Source organism: Burkholderia sp. Bp9099 (assembly GCF_003857805.1).
GTDB lineage: Bacteria > Pseudomonadota > Gammaproteobacteria > Burkholderiales > Burkholderiaceae > Burkholderia.
In genome coordinates this window covers 243,307-261,588 of sequence record NZ_QTPU01000004.1, presented here as the reverse complement: position 1 = coordinate 261,588, position 18,282 = coordinate 243,307, and the positions used below count along the sequence as shown (strand labels likewise).

Genomic DNA, 18,282 nt, shown 5'->3' with positions numbered 1-18,282 from the left:
CGTACGGCGCCGCCGGCGCTCACAACCAGCATGCTTCGTCCGTGCCGAGCGGCACGGGCGGCCTCGAGAAGCGCGGCGGTGTCGCCGACAGGCGTTCGGCCGGACGCACGGCATCGATCGTGCCGAACGGCGACGCGCTCCGGTCGATCCGGTCGCGCACGTCGTCGAACGTGAAATCCGGCGCCCGCAGGCCGTCCGGCACCGTGCCGAACGATTGCAGCCAGCGCCCCGTCTGCGCGAGCGAGAGCCGCACGTGCCAGCTCCCCCCTTGGGTCGCACGGCGCGCGAGCGCGATCATCGCGCCGAACGCCGCGAGATAACCCGTCGCATGATCGAGCGCCTGGCATGGCAGATGGCGCGGGCCGTCCGCGTGCGCGGCGTGCTGCTCGTGCCACGCGATACCGCTCGCCGACTGCACGAGACTGTCGAAGCCACGCCGCATCGACCACGGCCCCGCGTGCCCGTATGCGGACACCGACACGCAGACGATGCCGGGCCGCAGCTCCGCCAGCGCCTGCGGCGAAAACCCGCGCGCCGCGAGCGCGCCGGGGCGATAGGCCTGCAGGAATACGTCGGCGTCGCGTGCGAGCGCGCGCAACGTGGCGACACCGCCCGCCTCGCGCAGGTCGATCCACGTCGAGCGCTTGCCGCGCCCGTTGTCGATCACGAGCGACGCGATGTTCGGCAGGTGCGGGCCGTTGACGAGCAGCGTCTGTGCCCCGTGCGATGCCAGCGTGCGGCCCGCGACCGGCCCCGCGATGATGCGCGTGAGATCGAGCACGCGCACGCCCGCGAGCGGCTGGTCGGGCGCGCCGTGGCCGATCGCCTCGACGGGCGCGTCACCGATCCGCTCGATCTCGAACAGCGGCAGCGACGCGAGTGCCCGTGCCTGGTCGTGCGCCGCCCATTCGTCAGGGATTCTGATCAATGCCGCGCACAGGCCGGCCTCGGCGAGCGCGGTATCGAGTGCCGCGCCGTCCCACGTGCGGATCGCCGCGGCCACGTCATCGCGCTGCGGGCCGCTGCCGAGCACGTCGAGAATCCCGTGCAGGTGATGCGGAAAGTTCGCATGCAGCTGGATCCAGCGCCCGTCGCGCGTTTCGTAGAAGCCCGTCACCGGATGGCGCGGCTCGGGCGGCAGGCCGTCGTCCACGCGCAGGTAGCGTTCGCTGCGAAACGCGACGAGCGCGTCGCGCATCGACACGTCGACGCGCTGCGCGACGCCCGTGCGCAGCCGGTGGCATTCGGCCGCCGCGAGCCCGGCCGCCGCGATCGTCGCCGCGGCGAGCGTGCCGACGTGGAATGCCGACGGCAGCGTCGGGTCCTGCCCCGCCACGGCCGCGCGGGCCAGTGCGCGCGGTTCGCCGTGCGCCAGTTGCCACAAGTGGGTCAATGCGAGTTCGGGGGTCATGGTGGAAGCGCGCCGTGGAGGAGACGCATTCGAGTCTAGAATTCGCGACAGGCGCGATCAATCTTGATTGCGCGAATCAACGCATAACGAATAGTTGTAGCCGGGCCGCGCTTCATGCGCCCCGACAGGAGCGATCGGCATGACGTCCCTCAGCGCGCCGGAAGCCGCCGGCATCCTCGGTGTCAGCGTGAGCACCCTTTACGCGTATGTGAGCCGCGGCCTGCTGCGCTCGCTGCCCGACGGCGCGAGCAAGCGCCGCCGCTACGACGCGGACGAGGTGCGCCTGCTCGCGCGCCGCCGCGCCGATGCAAAGCGCGCGGGCGGCGTCGCCGAACGCTCGCTCGACTGGGGCGTGCCCGTGCTCGAATCGCGGATCACGCAAATCGCCGACGGGCGCCTGCACTATCGCGGCGCCGATGCGATCGCGCTCGCGAACGACGCGACGCTCGAGGAAACGGCGGCCCGCCTGTGGGATTGTCCGCCCGCGCGGCTCGCTGCGGCAGCGCTTGCATCGACCGGTTTCGACGCCGCCCAGTGGGAAGACTGGGCCCGCCGCTGGGCCCATCTCGCGCCGCTCGAGCGCACGCTGGTGCTGCTCCCCGCCGCGGCCGCCTCGCTGCCGCGCCTGTGGGCGCAGGGGCGCGACGCGCAGTTCGACGCGGCCACGCTGCTGCTGCGCGTGACGACGGCCGCGCTGGCCGGCATCGCACCGGGCGACGCGCCCGTGCATCGACAGCTCGCCGCCGCGTGGCGGATCCGGCGGCGCGACGAAGCCGACCTGCTGCGCCGCGCACTCGTGCTGTGCGCCGATCACGAACTGAACCCGTCGACCTTTGCGGTGCGCTGCATCGCGTCGACCGGCACCCATCTGTTCGGTGCGATCGCGGGCGGGCTCGCGGCGCTGTCGGGCCCACGCCACGGCGGCGAGACGTTCCGCGCGGGCGCCCTGCTCGACGAAGCCGCGCGGGCCGCCGACCTCGACCGCTACCTCGCGCTGCGCGTCGCACACGACGAACGCGCGGACGGCGCACGCACGGCACTGTCCGGTTTCGCGCATCCGCTCTATCCCGACGGCGATCCGCGCGCACGCGCGTTGCTCGACGCACTACACGCGACGCTGCCCGCCCGGGCACCGCTGCGCATGGCCCGCGCGCTCGCCGCGCGCGTCGAGGCGGCGACCGGCCTGCATCCGTCGATCGATTTCGCGCTCGCGGTGCTGGAGCGCACGCTTGCGCTGCCCGACGGCGCCGCGTTCACGCTGTTCGCGGCCGGCCGCACCGCGGGCTGGATCGCGCACGCACTCGAGCAGTACGCTGACGGCAAGCTCATCCGGCCCCGCGCGCGCTACGTCGGCAGCGACGCGGCTGCCTGAGCGCGGCCGCCGCGCCATGCGGCGAGCCGCCGCCACGCGCTCGGCGCGGCCTGCACGGCCGGCGCCGCCTGCGGGCCGAACGCGAACACCGCGCCGCCCGCCGCCGCGCTGATCCACACGCGCATGCCGGGCAGCAGCGCCAAGGTCTCGCCGGCATGCAACCAGTGATCGTCGGGCCGGCCCTCGATCGTCAGCCACAGACCGCCGTCCGCGACCTGCAACGCGGTGCGATCGACGATCCGCCACCGCCCGGCCGGTTCGTTGCCGTCCATCTCGTAGAGTCGCAGTTCGCGCATGGCCGCCTCCGGGTCGCGTGGGTTCGATGACGCCAGTATTTCGGACCGTGGCGACACACGGACAGATACGCCTGCAGACACTTTCGACTGAACTGTATCGGTCCGCCGCCGGACAGGCGTCCGGACCGATCCTGCGTGGCACGGCGGCTTTGCCTACAATGGCGGCTGTCCCGCGCCACCGGTCCGTCCCCATGTTCCAACGTCCGCCCGCCGCCGCTCCCGGCGAAAAGAACCTCACCATAATGCTCTGGCTCGTTGCGACGGGCTTCTTCATGCAGACGCTCGATGCGACGATCGTCAACACGGCGCTGCCGTCGATGGCAGTGAGTCTCGGCGAATCGCCGCTGCGGATGCAGTCGGTCGTGATCGCCTACTCGCTGACGATGGCGGTGATGATTCCCGTCTCGGGCTGGCTCGCGGACACGTTCGGCACGCGGCGCGTGTTCTTCAGCGCGATCCTGGTGTTCTCGCTCGGTTCGCTGCTGTGCGCGAATGCGCATACGCTGTCACAGCTCGTCGTGTTCCGCGTCGTGCAGGGGGTGGGCGGCGCGATGCTGCTGCCGGTCGGGCGGCTGGCCGTGCTGCGCACCTTCCCGGCCGAACGCTACCTGCCCGCACTGTCGTTCGTCGCGGTTCCCGGGCTGATCGGGCCGCTGATCGGGCCGACGCTCGGCGGCTGGCTCGTGAAGATCGCGTCGTGGCACTGGATCTTCCTGATCAACGTGCCGGTGGGCGTCGCCGGCTGCGTCGCGACCTTCTACTCGATGCCCGACGCGCGCAACCCGGCCGTCGGCCGCTTCGACCTGAAGGGCTATCTGCTGCTGACGATCGGGATGGTCGCTATCTCGCTGTCGCTCGACGGGCTCGCCGATCTCGGGATGCAGCATGCAGCCGTGCTCGTGCTGCTGATCCTGAGCCTCGCGTGCTTCGTCGCGTACGGGCTGTACGCGGTGCGCGCGCCGCAGCCGATCTTCTCGCTCGAGCTGTTCAAGATCCATACGTTCAGCGTCGGCCTGCTCGGCAACCTGTTCGCACGGATCGGCAGCGGCGCGATGCCGTACCTGATCCCGCTGCTGCTGCAGGTGAGCCTGGGCTATTCGGCATTCGAGGCCGGGCTGATGATGCTGCCGGTCGCGGCGGCCGGGATGTTCTCGAAACGGATCATCACGCGCCTGATCACGCAGCACGGCTACCGCAAGGTGCTGCTCGCGAACACGATCATGGTCGGGGTGATGATGGCGAGCTTCGCGCTGATGCGCGACACGGTGCCGGTGTGGGTGAAGGTCGTCCATCTCGCGCTGTTCGGCGGCTTCAACTCGATGCAGTTCACCGCGATGAACACGCTGACGCTGAAGGATCTCGGCACCGGCGGCGCGAGCAGCGGCAACAGCCTGTTCTCGCTCGTGCAGATGCTGTCGATGAGCCTCGGCGTCACGGTCGCGGGCGCGCTGCTGGCCACCTTCACCGGGATGCTGCGCACGGTGACGCCGAGCAACACGCTGCCCGCGTTCCATGCGACCTTCATCTGTGTCGGGATCATCACGGCCGCGTCCGCGTGGATCTTCGCGCAACTCGCGCCCGACATCCGCGGCGGCACGCAGCACAAGACCGATCCGTCCGAACGCGCGTGACGCACGGCGCGCGCCGCCACAATCGCCACGGCGGCGCGCCGCGCACCATGTCGGTGCAGCACGGCTGCACCGCGCGCGCCCTGCCGGCCGCGACGGCCCGCCGCACGGGGCACGATGCCGTGCATGCTTCTTGCTCGCCTATTCTGTAGGTAAACTGGCAGTCTTCCTTCGGCCGACATCATGAGCATGATCGACATCGATCCACCCGGCTTCCAGCCGCCCCGCCCCGTCGCCGGCGACGACGGGAAGCGGCGCACCGTGCTGTACGGCGCATACACCGTGTTCAGCGTGTTCCAGCCCGTTTTCTCGGTGTCACACCGCCGCGCGATCGGCTATCACGCGTCGCTGCGCGCGCACGACGAGGACAGCCGCCAGGTCGCGTCGCACGAGGTGTTCACGCAGGCGGCGCGGCGCGGCGACCTGCTCGAGCTCGGCCGGCTCGCCGAATCGCTGCATCTCGGCAACTTCCACGCGTTCGACAGTCACGACGAATGGCTCTTCCTGAGCCTGCACCCGGCGGCGCTGATGGACACCGTCTACGGCGACGCCCTGCTCGCGAACCTGAAGGCGCTCGGCCTGCCGCCGCATCGCGTGGTGCTCGAGGTGCCCGAGCAGGCGGGCGGCGAGACGCCGCGCTATGCGGCGATCGTCGACGGGCTGCGCAAGGCCGGCTTCCTGATCGCGCTCGGCGGCTTCGGCGCGAAACATTCGAACATCGACCGCGTGTGGCACCTGCACCCCGACATCGTCACGCTCGACCGCGGGATCCTCGCGCAGGCGAGCGAACACTCGCATCTCGAGCGCGTACTGCCCGGGCTCGTGTCGCTGCTGCACGAATCCGGCCAGCTCGTGCTGATGGGCGGGCTCTCGACCGAGCGCGACGCGATGATCGCGCTCGAATGCGACGTCGATTTCGTGCAGGGACAGTACTTCGCGGGGCCGAGCGTCGACCCCGTGCAACCGCAGGCCGCCGCAGGCTGCATGGATACGCTGTCGGCCGCGTTGCGGCTGCGCGTCGCGCAACGCGAGCGCACGCAGGCCGAACGCCTCGCGCCGTATGTCGCCGCGCTGGAGGAAGCCAGCCGGAAGCTCGTCGCGGGCGAATCGCTGATCGACGCGGCCGGCGCCGTGCTCGGGTTGCCGGAAACCGCGCGCTGCTTCCTGCTCGATGCATCGGGCCGCCAGATCGGCGACAACGTGCTCGCGCGCGGCAGCGTCTCGCAGCGGGCGAAGCGCTTCCGGCCGCTGCTGCATTCGGAAGGCGCGAGCTGGGAGCGCCGCCCCTACTTCATCCACGCGATGCGCGCGCCCGGCCGCGTGCATCTGACGCCGCCGTACCTGTCGATCAACGAAGCGCACCTGTGCGTGACCGCATCGATCGCCGCGCCGGCCGCGACCGGCATGCAGGTGCTGTGCGTCGACATCAACTGGGAAGCGGCACTCAGCCGCGAATGAGTTCGCGCGGCCGCGCTCACGCGGCGCCGTCGAGGGCGTTGGCGCGGCGCGCGATCAGCCGGTGCACGCGCTTGCCGGACGACGCGCTGACCACCTCGTGCTCGTCGATCACGTGCATGCCGGCGCCGAGCGCCGCATGCATGCGCGCCGAATCGAGCGGCGTATACAAGCGGCCGCGCTCGTCGCGCAGCGCGCCGTTGCCGGCCACCCGCCAGCTCAGGTACAACGTGCCGCCGGGCATCAGCAACCCGGCCAGCCGCGCGGCCGCCGCTGCAGCATCCGCCTGTTCGAGGTGCATGACGACCGTCTCGCACAACACGTTTCGAAACGCGCCGGCCGGCACGCCGGCGAGCGCCGGCAGCGCAGCCAGCTCGAAGGTCAGCGACGGGTGGCGCAAGCGCGCCTCGGCGAGCAGCGCGGCGCTCGCATCGTAGCCGCGCACGTCGAATCCGCGCGAAGCGAGCCACGCGGCGTCGCGTCCCGCACCGCAGCCGACGTCGGCCGTCGGCCCGGGCGAGAAATACTGCTCGAGCAGTGCATACATGTCGTCGGGGGCGGCCTGGTCGAGCCAGTCCTGCGCGTATTGCGCGGCATGGGCTTCGTAGGCATCGAGAGTCGGGCGATCCACCATGGCGATTGCTCCGCGTACGCGTCCTGTCGTGCGACGCACCCCGCATCTTAGCCGTTGCGCGTCGCGCGTGGGATGGCGGGCGACGCGCGGCCCCGCGCCGCTCGCAGGTCGCCGGCGCGGTCAGTTCGGCCCACGGCGCATCGCCGCGCCAGGGCCGGCCGCGATGCCGCCGCGAACCGGCCGCCGAGGGCGCAGCCGACCGCGTCCGCGCCGAACCCGCAGGCCGGCGCGGCCGACGCGTCAGATATGCGAATGCGCGCCGCCGTGCACGGGCCCCGCGCGCCGCTCGACCTCGCGGCGCACGTCGCCGCGCAGGCCCGCGAAAAACGCGACTTCGGCGACGACGAACAGCGGCCCGACCATCAGCCCGACCAGATCGTCGACGAACGCGGGCTTGCGCCCCTCGAACCAGTGCCCGACGAACTGTACGATCCAGCCGACCACGAACGCGCCGATGCCGATCCCGAGCCATTGCGCGGTCGGCAGCAGCGCGAGCGTCTGCGCGGCCCACAGGCCGAGGGCGAACAGCGCGGTCATGACCGCCCCGAAGCGCAGGTCGAGGCGCAGGTAGAACACCGCGAACGCCACGGCGAGCAGCAGCGCCGGCGACAGCGCGACACCGGCCAGCGTGCCGAGCGCCGGCCGCGACAGCAGCACCTCGACCGCGAACACGATCATCGGAATGCCGACCAGATGCGTCGCGATGTTGCGCGCGTCGCGATGGTAGGCCGCATACTGGGAAAGGTGGTCTTCGAGCGTCTTCATGGCGTCTCCTGAACGATCATTGGGCGCTATGATGCGCGTCACGCCCAGGAACCTCTGTCAGCTACCCGACATCGCGTGCCCATGCCCTCGCCGCTCGCCCCGTACCTGCCGCAGATCGAAGCGCACCCGTGGTTCGCCGCGCTGCCGCGGGCGTTGCGCGACGACCTGCTCGCCCGCGCCGCGTTGCGGCACCTGCCGGCCGGCCACGCGCTGTTCCGCCGCGGCGACCCGCCATGCGGGCTGTATGCGGTGCTGGCCGGCGCCCTCACCATAGGCGCGGTCGATCCGCAGGGCAAGGAAGCGCTGCTGACGGTCGCCGAACCCGTCACGTGGTTCGGCGAGATCGCGCTGTTCGACGGCCAGCCGCGCACGCACGACGCGATCGCGCTCGACGACACGCTGCTGCTGCACGTCCCGCAGCGCGCGCTGCTCGCGATTCTCGACACGACGCCGCAATACTGGCGGCAGTTCGCGCTGCTGATGGCGCAAAAGCTCCGGCTGAGCTTCCTGACCGTCGAATCGATGAGCGTGATGCCGGCCGCGCAGCGGCTTGCCGCACGGCTGCTGATGATCGCCGACGGCTACGGCGGGATCAGCGCCGGCCGCACGCGCATCCGGCTGTCGCAGGAAAAGCTCGCGGCGATGCTGTCGCTCACACGGCAGACCACCAACCAGCTGCTGAAGGCGCTGCAGGCCGACGGCGTCGTGCGGCTGCATGTCGGCGAGATCGAACTCGTCGATGTCGATGCGCTGCGCCGGGCGAGCGGGCTGCCTGACGGCACTCACTGACGGCACGCACTGACGACGCGCCGCCTCCGTCCTGACGCGCCCGTCGTGACGCCATCGAGCGATCGCCGCAACGCCGCATTCCCGCCGTCATCGCTTCGCGCTATCGTGGCGGCTCGTTCGTCCTTCTCCCCGCATACGCGCTTGAACACGTCCACCCTTACCGCCCCTTCCCGCCACGCGTGGCCTGTCTTCGTCGCGTTCCTGCGGCTCGGCCTCACGTCGTTCGGCGGGCCCGTCGCGCATCTCGGCTACTTCCGCGACGCGTTCGTCACGCGGCGCGGCTGGCTGACCGAACGCGCGTATGCCGATCTCGTCGGCCTGTGCCAGTTCCTGCCGGGGCCGGCGAGCAGCCAGGTCGGGATGGCGATCGGCCTGTCGCGCGCGGGTTATGCGGGAATGTTCGCCGCATGGCTCGGCTTCACGCTGCCGTCGGCGCTGCTGATGATGCTGTTCGCACTCGGCATGCACGCTGCGCGGATGCCGGTCGCGGCCGGCGCGCTGCACGGGCTGCGGATCGTGTCGGTCGCGGTGATCGCGCAGGCGGTGTGGGGCATGGCGCGCACGCTGTGCCCGGATACGCGCCGCGCCACGCTGATGGCGGTCGCAGCCTGCCTCGCGCTGCTCGTGCCGGCCGCATGGCTGCAGGTGGCCGTGATCGTCGCGGCCGGCGCGGCCGGGCTCGTACTGTTGCCGCAGCCCGAGCGCGGCGCGCACGATCCGCTGCCGCTGCACGTGTCGCATCGCGCGGGTGCGCTGTGGCTCGTGCTGTTCGCCGCATTGCTCGTCGCGTTGCCGTTCGCGGCGGGCGCGCTGCATTCGCATACCCTCGCGGTGGCCGACGCATTCTTTCGCACCGGCGCGCTGGTGTTCGGCGGCGGGCACGTCGTGCTGCCGCTGCTGCAGGCGGCCGTCGTCGCGCCGGGCTGGGTCGGCGATTCGGCGTTCCTCGCCGGCTACGGTGTCGCGCAGGCCGTGCCGGGGCCGCTCTTCACGTTCTCGGCGTTCCTCGGTGCGTCGCTGCGCGACGCGCCGAACGGCTGGCTCGGCGGGACGATCGCGCTCGTGTCGATCTTCGCGCCGTCGTTCCTGCTCGTCGCGGGCACCGCGCCGTTCTGGGAACGCCTGCGCCGCAGCACACGCATGCAGGCCGCGCTCGCGGGCGTAAACGCGGCTGTGGTCGGGCTGCTGCTCGCCGCGCTGTATCACCCGGTGTGGAGCGAGACGATCGTGTCGCCGCGCGACTTCGCGGCGGCGCTCGTCGCGTTCGTCGCGCTCGTGTTCTGGCGGGTGCCGCCGTGGGCCGTCGTGATCGCGAGCGCGGCGCTCGGCTGGTTGGCGACGGCGCTCGCCTGATCCGGCAAGTGCCACGCATCGATTCCCGCCCGACAAAAACAAAAAAGCCCTCGTGACGAGGGCTTTTCTTCGGGTGCCGCGCGCCGCAACGGCGCGCAGTACGCATGGACTTACGCGAAGTTCTTCGCTGCGAAGTCCCAGTTCACGATGTTCCAGAACGCTTCGACGAACTTCGGACGTGCGTTGCGGTAGTCGATGTAATACGCGTGTTCCCACACGTCGATCGTCAGCAGCGGCTTGTCGGCCGTCGTCAGCGGCGTGGCGGCGTTGCTCGTCGACACGATGTCGAGCGAACCGTCGGCCTTCTTCACGAGCCATGCCCAGCCCGAACCGAACGTGCCGACCGCGGCCTTCGAGAACGCTTCCTTGAACGCGTCGTACGAACCCCACTTCGCGTTGATCGCGTCGCCCAGCGCGCCCGACGGTGCGCCGCCGCCGTTCGGCGACAGGCTGTTCCAGAAGAACGTGTGGTTCCAGATTTGCGCGGCGTTGTTGAAGATGCCGCCCGACGACTTCTTCACGATCTCTTCCAGCGACAGGTTTTCGAATTCCGTGCCCGGGATCAGATTGTTCAGGTTCGTCACATAAGCCTGATGATGCTTGCCGTAGTGGTACTCGATCGTCTCTTTCGAGATGGTCGGCGCGAGTGCGTCTTCAGCGTACGGGAGCGGCGGGAGCGTATGAGCCATGGCGATTCCTTCGTTGAGTATGTAGGGAGGCTGTGTTGAATGCTGCCGAGCGTCCGATTGTAGGCGAGTCCGAATATCCCCGCAAACTCACGGGCATTTATCCGCGGTATGCAGAAAATCGGCGTTCCCGCTTCATCCGGCAGGACCAGAAGACGGATGCGCAGCATCCGTTCCCGCGCCGGGCGCCGGACCATCCGGAGCGCAGGACGCGCGACCTTCGTTCCGCTTACGCCGCCGCCGTCAGATCGTGTCGGTCAGCCGCGGCTGCACGTCGGCGAGCGATACGTCGGCCGAGCCTTCGGCGAGATGCACGGTCAGGCGGCGCTGCGGTTTCAGCGCATTCGGCGCGCGCACCGCGCGGCCGGTCTGCGTGTCGATCAGCGCCGCGTAGCCGCGCTCGAGCGTGCGCTGCGGGCTCAGCACCTCGAGCCGCGCCGCGCAGGCCGACACGCGCGCCGTATCGCGCTCGTGACGGCGCTGCAGCGCCACCGCGAGACGTTGCGACAGCCCGGCGAGTGCCTGACGCGCCTGCGCCGGGTCGGGCCGCGCGCGCTGCCAGCGCAATTGCGCGAGCGCGAAACGCGCACGCGCGTCGCGCACCGGCCGCGACGCGGCCGAGGCGAGCCGCACCGCCAGTTGCTCGACGTGGGTGCGCTGCCGCTGCAGCCGCTCGGCCGGGCTGACGAGCCGGCGCGCGAGCCAGTCGAGCTGCTGCGCGCGCTGCTCGAGCCCGCGTTCCAGGCAGCGCGCAAGCGCGCGCTGCCGGTCGGCCACCTCGCGCAACAGCAACGCGCGCTGCGGACTCGCGAGCTCGGCCGCGCCGGTCGGCGTCGGCGCGCGCAGGTCGGCCGCGAAGTCCGCGATCGTGAAATCGGTTTCGTGGCCGACGCCGCTGACGACCGGCAGTTCGCTCGCCGCGATCGCACGCGCGAGCGCTTCGTCGTTGAACGACCACAGATCCTCGATCGACCCGCCGCCGCGACAGACCAGCAGCACGTCGACCTCGCGCCGCGCGTTCGCCGCCTGCACGGCCGCGACGAGCTTCTCGGCCGAGCCCGCACCCTGCACGGGCGCCGGATAGACGATCACCGGGATGTGCGGCGCGCGGCGCGCGAGCGTGGTCAGCACGTCGCGCAGCGCGGCGGCCTGCAGCGACGTGACGATGCCGATCGCGCGCGGGTGCGCCGGCAGCGGCCGCTTGCGCTCGGGCGCGAACAGGCCTTCGGCCTCGAGTTGCGCCTTCAGCCGCAGGAACGCCTCGTACAGGCGCCCCTGGCCGGTACGCCGCACGGCCTCGACGTTGAGCTGCACTTCGCCGCGCGGCTCGTACATCGTGACGACCGCGCGCACCTCGATCCGGTCGCCTTCGCGCGGCGTGAATTCCGCGTACTGCGCGCGACCGCGGAACATCACGCAGCGCATCTGCGCCTGCTGGTCCTTGATCGAGAAATACCAGTGGCCGCTCGCGGCGCGCGTGAAATTCGACACTTCGCCCGAAATCCACAGCAGCGGAAACGAGCGCTCGAGCATCGTCGAAATCGCGCGATTGAGCGCCGAAACGGGAATCACTTCGTCGCCGCCGCGGGTCGCGCCGGGAGCGGAAAAAGGAGAGTCGGAAAGCATGGGCGGTCGGATGAATGCTGGCGGCGACACGATAGTCCGACACGCGCGCGACGTCCAGCGCCGGCCGCCCGCGCTGCACCATTTGAAAGGTGTCCACACTCTGGCAATCGTCCATCAAAAACGCTTCAAAACCGCGGAAAAACCCAGACGATTCCTCACAACACATTGATTTTTATAGTTTTTTAAACCTTGCAGTTTGATTTGCCGCCGATTCGATGTCCGCCCGGCGGGCGTTTCACGCGGACAGGCCGGGAGTTTTTCACAGAGTTATCCACAGCCCGTTCCGTTCCGGCCCCATCGGGTGCGTCGCCCGGCCGCGCTTGCCGCGCCCGCGTGCGGCGCGCTAGAGTGCCGCCTTCCGAACCCCTTGCGGCATGCGCCGCCCCACGGAGAATCCGTCTTGACGAATCCGTACCACGCCGCGGCGCAAGACGCGCCGCGCCCGGCCCGATGAGCGCGCCCGGCGGCCCGCTCGCGCGGCTCGAAGCGCGCCTCACGCGCGAATGGCAGCGACGCGGCGCCCTCGCATGGGCGCTCACGCCGTTCGCGTGCGTGTTCGGCCTGTGCGCGGCGCTGCGCCGCACGGCCTACGCGCAGGGCTGGAAACAACCGGTCGACGTCGGCGTGCCCGTCGTCGTGGTCGGCAACGTGACCGTCGGCGGCACCGGCAAGACGCCGACCGTGATCGCGCTCGTCGACGCACTGCGCGCTGCCGGCTTCACGCCGGGCGTCGTGTCGCGCGGCTACGGCGCGAACGTGAAGGCGCCCACCGCGGTCACGCCCGCGTCGCGCGCGAGCGCGGCCGGCGACGAACCGCTGCTGATCGCGCGCCGCACCGGCGCGCCCGTGTGGGTGTGCCCCGACCGCGTCGCGGCCGCGCAGGCGTTGCGCGCCGCGCACCCGGACGTCGACGTGATCGTCAGCGACGACGGCCTCCAGCACTACCGCCTCGCGCGCACGGTCGAGCTCGTCGTGTTCGACCACCGGCTCGGCGGCAACGGCTTCCTGCTGCCGGCCGGGCCGCTGCGCGAGCCGCTGTCGCGCCACCGCGACGCAACGCTCGTCAACGATCCGTACAGCGGCGCGCTGCCGCCGTGGCCCGACACCTATGCGCTCGCGCTCACGCCGGGCGCCGCGTGGCACCTCGACCAGCCGGCGCTGCGCCGCCCGCTGTCGCAGTTCGCGCACGAGCGCGTGCTCGCCGCGGCCGGCATCGGCGCGCCGGAACGCTTCTTCGCGACGCTGCGTGCGGCCGGCCTCGCGCCGGCGACGCGCCCGCTGCCCGACCATTACGCGTTCGCCGACAATCCGTTCGTCGACGACGCGGTCGATGCGATCCTGATCACCGAGAAGGATGCAGTAAAATTGGGCGCTTCCTGGCGCGACGCTCGGCTGTGGGTCGTCCCCGTCGAAGCCGCGCTCGATCCTCGCCTCATTGCCCTCGTTGTGGAGAAACTCCGTGGACGCTCGCCTGCTTGAAATCCTTGTGTGCCCTATCTGCAAAGGCCCGCTCCACTATGACCGCGCCGCGCAGGAGCTGATCTGCAACGCGGACAAGCTCGCCTACCCGATCCGCGACGGCATCCCCGTGATGCTCGTCGACGAAGCACGCCAGACCGTCGAAGGCACGCCGGTCGACCCCGCCGGCCCGGCCGGCAGCTAAACGCCGCACCGCTGCACCGGCGCCCGGCCGCGCTTCTTCGCGGCCGCGTGCCGGCCCTGCCGGGCGGCCCGCCTTCGACGCGCCGCCCGCCCCGCTCTTCTCACCGCTCAGCCCCGATGACTCATCCGCAGCCCTTCATCGCCGTCATTCCTGCCCGGCTCGCGTCGACGCGCCTGCCGAACAAGCCGCTCGCCGATCTCGGCGGCAAGCCGATGGTCGTGCGCGTCGCCGAGCGCGCGCGCGAAGCGGGCGCGCAGCAGGTGCTCGTCGCGTCCGACGCGCAGAGCGTGCTCGATGCGGCCCGCGAGCACGGTTTCGAAGCGGTGCTGACGCGTGCCGACCATCCGTCCGGCACCGACCGGCTCGCGGAAGTCGCCGCGACGTTCGGGTGGAGCGACGACACCGTCGTCGTCAACGTGCAGGGCGACGAGCCGCTGATCGACCCGGCGCTCGTCCGCGACGTAGCGTCGCACCTCGCCGCGCACCCGGACTGCGCGATCGCGACCGCCGCGCACCCGATCCACGACGCGGCCGACGTGTTCAATCCGAACATCGTGAAGGTCGCGCTCGACGCGCGCAACGTCGCGATGTACTTCTCGCGCGCGCCGATTCCGTGGAGCCGCGATGCGTACCAACCGCACTGGCCCGACGTCGCGGCCATGCCCGCACCGGCCTTTCCGGTCTATCGCCACATCGGACTCTACGCCTATCGCGCGCGTTTCCTGCGCACCTATCCGTCGCTCGCGCAGGCGCCGATCGAGCAGGCCGAGCAGCTCGAACAGCTGCGCGCGATGTGGCACGGCGAGCGCATCGCGGTGCTGATCACCGAGCATGCACCCGAAGCCGGCATCGATACGCCGGCCGATCTCGCACGCGTGCAGGCCCTTTTTCGGCCGGGTTCAAAATAACCCGTGGCATAATCAGGCGATTGTGCGAGCCGTCCGCGACCCGCGCGTCCTAGCTTGACCCTGCCACGGCCCGTCCCGGCAGCCGCGCGTCGCCTTTCGCCGACGCGCCGCATCAGACCGGTCCGCCGCGCGCAAGACAAGCCCCGCGCACGCTGTCGCCGACGCTTTTGCGTCTCGCCACACGAATCTACATACCGGAGATATCACCATGCGTTTGATCCTGTTGGGTGCGCCCGGCGCGGGCAAGGGTACCCAGGCAAACTTCATCAAGGAAAAGTTCGGCATCCCGCAAATCTCGACGGGCGACATGCTGCGCGCGGCCGTCAAGGCCGGCTCGCCGCTCGGCGTCGAGGCGAAGGGCTACATGGACGCCGGCAAGCTCGTGCCGGACGCGCTGATCATCGGCCTCGTGAAGGAGCGCCTGAAGGAAGCCGACTGCGCGAACGGCTACCTGTTCGACGGCTTCCCGCGCACGATCGCGCAGGCTGACGCGATGAAGGAAGCCGGCGTCGCGATCGACTACGTGCTCGAAATCGACGTCCCGTTCTCGGAGATCGTCGAGCGCATGAGCGGCCGCCGCACGCACCCGGCATCGGGCCGCACGTACCACGTGAAGTTCAACCCGCCGAAGGTCGAGGGCAAGGACGACGTGACGGGCGAACCGCTGATCCAGCGCGACGACGACAAGGAAGAAACCGTCCTGAAGCGTCTCGAAGTGTACGAAGCGCAGACCAAGCCGCTGATCACGTACTACGGCGACTGGGCGCAGCGCGGCGAGGAAAACGGCCTGAAGGCCCCGCAGTATCGCAAGATCTCGGGCCTCGGCAGCGTGGACGAAATCCGCGAGCGTGCGTTCGACGCACTGAAGTAAGCACCGCGTCATGCACCGCAAGCCGCCCTTTCGGGGCGGCTTTTTTTTGGTTCATCGTGGAATTGCGTGAACCGGCGACGATGCATGTGCCTCTGGCCGCGCAAATCCCAACGCTGTCGCCGCGATGAACGTGGTCACCCGTTGTGCGCGAACGCCAGCACGATCGCGTTGCCCAGTTCATCGACAACCCTGGCCGACGCGCCCGGCACCGCGAACATCGTGAACTCGACATCGGGCAGGGCCGGCAGGCCGGCATCCGGCGGAATCGCACGCAAGCCGTGCGCAAGTTGTGTGTGCACGATTGGCGTCACCGCAAGGCCCGCGTGCGCGGCGGCGCACAGGCCGGCGCCGCTCGGGCACACGAGCACGATCCGGTAATCCACGCCCGCTCGGGCCAGTGCTGCCAGCGAGGCCTCGCGATACGGGCAGGGTTCCGGCAGCAGCGCAATCGGCACCGGTACGCCGGGCGTGAGCGACGCCCAATCCGCACCGGCCCACACGAGCGGCTCGCGCCAGAGCACGCGTCCGGCGGGCCCGCCGTGGCAGCGCCCGCCCATCACCACATCCAGTTCACCGTGATCCAGCGCCTGGAGCAGATCGCCCGGGATACCCACTCTGATGCTGAATGCGATGCGCGGGTACCGCCCGGCAAACGCCTTCATCACATGCATCAGCCTGACGTTGGCGAGGTCTTCCGACAGACCCACGCGGATCGTGCCCGCGCTCGGTTCGCGCAGCAGTTGCGCCCGCGCGTCCTGATTGAGCGCGAGGATGGCGCGCGCGTAACCCAGCAGCAGCTCGCCGTCCACCGTGAGCGCGACCGAGCGCGTGGTGCGCACGAGCAGGTCACGGCCGACCTGTTTTTCCAGGCGGCGCAGATGCGCGCTGACCGCGGACTGCGTCAGATTCAGACGGGCCGCGGCATGCGTGAACCCGCCTTCCTGGACGACGGCCACGAAGGAGCGCAGCAAAACGGTATCGAACATGAGATGTCCCGCAATACAGTGCGAATGCTACTGAGTAGCGTGATGATACTTCGTTTATATTTCGAATCGAACTATGTTCTGATGAGGGCCGTCAACCCGTCAGGAGTCGTTCCATGTCGACCTTGCTTCATATCGAATCGTCCCCGCGCAAGTCGCGGTCCGCATCACTCGACGTTGCGCACGCGTATCTGGAAGCCTGGCGCGACGCGCATCCGGAGCATCGGGTCGACGTGCTCGACCTGTGGGCGACGCAATTGCCGGAACTCGACGGCGATGCGCTCGATGCCAAATACGCGGACTTGAGCGGTACGCCGCTCAGCGAAGGCCAGCAGCAAGCGTGGGCGGATTTCCGCCAGCTGGCGCAGCGGATGCACGACGCGGATACGCTGCTGTTCTCCGTGCCGCTGTGGAATTTTTCCATCCCGTACAAACTCAAGCATTTCATCGACGCCGTGTCCCACCGCGGCCTCCTCTTCTCATTCGACGAGCGTGGGTTGGCGGGATTGCTGAACGGCAAGAAAGCCGTCGTGATCTATGCGAGAGGCCTCGACTATTCAAGGCAATCGAGCACGCCCGCCGAGTCGTTCGACTATCAGCGGCCGTTTCTTGAGGCGTGGCTGCGCTTCATCGGTATCACCGACATCGAATCGATCGTCGTCGAGAAAACGCTGTTTGGACCCGAAATCGATCACGCGGGCAGGGAGGCTGCGCGCGAACAGGCAGTGACGCTGGTACACGCGGCTTCAGCATCAGCTTCGGTTGACGGCTGAACTGGCCAACGGCTGGAGACCGCCGAGCGCCGACGGTCTTCCACGTGTTCGCCGGCAATCTTCGATGAACCTTTTTTTCGCCTGCGCCATCCGTTTCGTCCGACCTCGCACGACCTCGCACGACCGCGCCGGTCTCGCCGGCATCCGGCGGCGCCCCGTACAATCGATCGAATACGTGCGCCGCACGAACCGGCGCGGCGGCCGTGCCTCCGATCGACCGGCATCGGACCCAACCAAGGAGACAGTGATGGAGATTCGCGACAACGTCTTTCTGATCACGGGCGGCGCATCGGGCCTCGGCGCCGGAACGGCCCGCATGCTCGCTCAGGCCGGCGGCAAGGTCGTGCTCGCCGACCTCAACGAAGCAGCCGGCGCGGCGCTCGCGGGCGAACTCGGCGGCGTATTCGTGCGCTGCGACGTATCGAGCGAGGTCGATGCGCAGGCGGCCGTCGACGCCGCGACGCGCGCGGGCACGCTGCGCGGCCTCGTGAATTGCGCGGGCATCGCGCCCGCCGCGAAAACCGTCGGCAAGGACGGCGCGCATCCGCTCGACGTGTTCGCGAAGACGATCAACGTCAACTTGGTCGGCACCTTCAACATGATCCGGCTCGCGGCCGCCGCGATGGCCGCGACCGCGCCGAACGCCGGCGGCGAACGCGGCGTGATCGTCAGCACCGCGTCGGTCGCCGCCTACGACGGGCAGATCGGCCAGGCCGCGTATGCGGCGTCGAAGGCCGGTGTCGCTGGCATGACGCTGCCGATCGCGCGCGACCTGTCGCGCCACGGCATCCGCGTGATGACGATCGCGCCCGGGCTGTTCGAGACGCCGATGCTGCTCGGCATGCCGAAGGACGTGCAGGACGCGCTCGGCGCGATGGTGCCGTTCCCGCCGCGGCTCGGCAAACCGGACGAATACGCGATGCTGGTGCGCCAGATCGTCGAGAATCCGATGCTCAACGGCGAAGTGATCCGCCTCGACGGTGCGATCCGGATGCAGCCGAAGTAAGTGCAAGCAAGCAGCTGCAAAAAAACGCCCGCGATGCGGGCGTGTCGACGTTCGGGGCGCCGG

18 protein-coding genes are annotated in these 18,282 nt (G+C 70.0%); 11 read left to right on the top strand and 7 right to left on the bottom strand.

What is annotated here, in order from left to right; genetic code table 11:
• Window positions 1-19: 19 nt before the first annotated feature.
• Window positions 20-1,411, bottom strand: a complete 1,392-nt coding sequence (locus tag DIE17_RS06330; protein WP_124523005.1) for a CoA transferase — start codon at window positions 1,409-1,411, stop codon at window positions 20-22.
• 139 nt (window positions 1,412-1,550) lie between these two features.
• On the opposite strand from DIE17_RS06330, the gene DIE17_RS06325 reads away from it, so the two are divergent.
• Window positions 1,551-2,783: a citrate/2-methylcitrate synthase gene (locus DIE17_RS06325; protein WP_124523003.1), complete on the top strand. Its 1,233-nt coding sequence runs from the start codon at window positions 1,551-1,553 to the stop codon at window positions 2,781-2,783.
• Here DIE17_RS06325 and DIE17_RS06320 read toward each other — a convergent pair.
• Window positions 2,756-3,079 (bottom strand): DUF2917 domain-containing protein, encoded by a 324-nt coding sequence (locus DIE17_RS06320; protein ID WP_124523001.1) that lies wholly within the window; start codon window positions 3,077-3,079, stop codon window positions 2,756-2,758. The two genes, DIE17_RS06325 and DIE17_RS06320, sit on opposite strands and share 28 nt — an antisense overlap.
• Window positions 3,080-3,270: 191 nt before the next feature.
• On the opposite strand from DIE17_RS06320, the gene mdtD reads away from it, so the two are divergent.
• Both mdtD and DIE17_RS06305 read left to right on the top strand, forming a co-directional pair.
• Complete coding sequence (mdtD, locus tag DIE17_RS06310) at window positions 3,271-4,710, top strand: multidrug transporter subunit MdtD (RefSeq protein ID WP_044845573.1); 1,440 nt, start codon at window positions 3,271-3,273, stop codon at window positions 4,708-4,710.
• Window positions 4,711-4,890: 180 nt separating this feature from the next.
• Complete coding sequence (locus DIE17_RS06305) at window positions 4,891-6,165, top strand: EAL domain-containing protein (protein ID WP_044845572.1); 1,275 nt, start codon at window positions 4,891-4,893, stop codon at window positions 6,163-6,165.
• A gap of 16 nt (window positions 6,166-6,181) precedes the next feature.
• Here the strand turns inward: DIE17_RS06305 and DIE17_RS06300 are convergent, their stop codons facing one another.
• Together DIE17_RS06300 and DIE17_RS06295 are read right to left on the bottom strand one after the other, a co-directional pair.
• The gene (locus DIE17_RS06300) at window positions 6,182-6,796 is read right to left on the bottom strand and encodes a class I SAM-dependent methyltransferase (RefSeq protein WP_124486980.1); all 615 of its coding nucleotides are present in this window, start codon (window positions 6,794-6,796) and stop codon (window positions 6,182-6,184) included.
• Window positions 6,797-7,036: 240 nt separating this feature from the next.
• Window positions 7,037-7,561 carry a DUF962 domain-containing protein gene (locus tag DIE17_RS06295; protein ID WP_124523000.1) on the bottom strand — a complete coding sequence of 175 codons (525 nt, stop codon included), beginning with the start codon at window positions 7,559-7,561 and terminating at the stop codon, window positions 7,037-7,039.
• An 81-nt stretch (window positions 7,562-7,642) separates the two neighbouring features.
• Here DIE17_RS06295 and DIE17_RS06290 point away from each other — a divergent pair, with 81 nt between their 5' ends.
• Both DIE17_RS06290 and chrA read left to right on the top strand, forming a co-directional pair.
• The gene (locus DIE17_RS06290) at window positions 7,643-8,350 is read left to right on the top strand and encodes a Crp/Fnr family transcriptional regulator (protein ID WP_044848581.1); all 708 of its coding nucleotides are present in this window, start codon (window positions 7,643-7,645) and stop codon (window positions 8,348-8,350) included.
• Window positions 8,351-8,491: 141 nt separating this feature from the next.
• Window positions 8,492-9,703, top strand: a complete 1,212-nt coding sequence (gene chrA / locus DIE17_RS06285) for a chromate efflux transporter (protein WP_124920757.1) — start codon at window positions 8,492-8,494, stop codon at window positions 9,701-9,703.
• 110 nt (window positions 9,704-9,813) lie between these two features.
• Here chrA and sodB read toward each other — a convergent pair whose 3' ends face one another.
• Complete coding sequence (gene sodB, locus DIE17_RS06280; RefSeq protein ID WP_124486975.1) at window positions 9,814-10,392, bottom strand: superoxide dismutase [Fe]; 579 nt, start codon at window positions 10,390-10,392, stop codon at window positions 9,814-9,816.
• 240 nt (window positions 10,393-10,632) lie between these two features.
• The gene (xseA, locus tag DIE17_RS06275; protein WP_124522998.1) at window positions 10,633-12,015 is read right to left on the bottom strand and encodes an exodeoxyribonuclease VII large subunit; all 1,383 of its coding nucleotides are present in this window, start codon (window positions 12,013-12,015) and stop codon (window positions 10,633-10,635) included.
• Window positions 12,016-12,465: 450 nt separating this feature from the next.
• On the opposite strand from xseA, the gene lpxK reads away from it, so the two are divergent.
• The 4 genes from lpxK (at window position 12,466) to adk (ending at window position 15,457) form a co-directional block, all read left to right on the top strand.
• On the top strand, window positions 12,466-13,494 hold the full coding sequence (gene lpxK, locus DIE17_RS06270; protein WP_124522997.1) for a tetraacyldisaccharide 4'-kinase: 1,029 nt from the start codon (window positions 12,466-12,468) through the stop codon (window positions 13,492-13,494).
• A complete protein-coding gene (locus DIE17_RS06265; protein ID WP_006750935.1) occupies window positions 13,475-13,678 on the top strand; it encodes a Trm112 family protein in 204 nt (67 codons plus the stop codon). The genes lpxK and DIE17_RS06265 overlap by 20 nt, the downstream gene beginning before the upstream one ends.
• Before the next feature lie 116 nt (window positions 13,679-13,794).
• Window positions 13,795-14,586, top strand: coding sequence for a 3-deoxy-manno-octulosonate cytidylyltransferase (gene kdsB, locus DIE17_RS06260; protein ID WP_044848576.1), 792 nt, complete (start codon window positions 13,795-13,797; stop codon window positions 14,584-14,586).
• A gap of 208 nt (window positions 14,587-14,794) precedes the next feature.
• Window positions 14,795-15,457 (top strand): adenylate kinase, encoded by a 663-nt coding sequence (gene adk, locus DIE17_RS06255; protein WP_044848575.1) that lies wholly within the window; start codon window positions 14,795-14,797, stop codon window positions 15,455-15,457.
• A gap of 134 nt (window positions 15,458-15,591) precedes the next feature.
• Here adk and DIE17_RS06250 read toward each other — a convergent pair whose 3' ends face one another.
• Entirely contained in the window at window positions 15,592-16,443 is an 852-nt protein-coding gene (locus DIE17_RS06250) for a LysR substrate-binding domain-containing protein (protein WP_124522995.1), read from the bottom strand.
• A 113-nt stretch (window positions 16,444-16,556) separates the two neighbouring features.
• On the opposite strand from DIE17_RS06250, the gene DIE17_RS06245 reads away from it, so the two are divergent.
• Window positions 16,557-17,213, top strand: coding sequence for an FMN-dependent NADH-azoreductase (locus DIE17_RS06245; RefSeq protein WP_124522994.1), 657 nt, complete (start codon window positions 16,557-16,559; stop codon window positions 17,211-17,213).
• Between the two features lie 247 nt (window positions 17,214-17,460).
• A complete protein-coding gene (locus tag DIE17_RS06240; RefSeq protein WP_124486970.1) occupies window positions 17,461-18,219 on the top strand; it encodes an SDR family NAD(P)-dependent oxidoreductase in 759 nt (252 codons plus the stop codon).
• Window positions 18,220-18,282 lie beyond the last annotated feature (63 nt).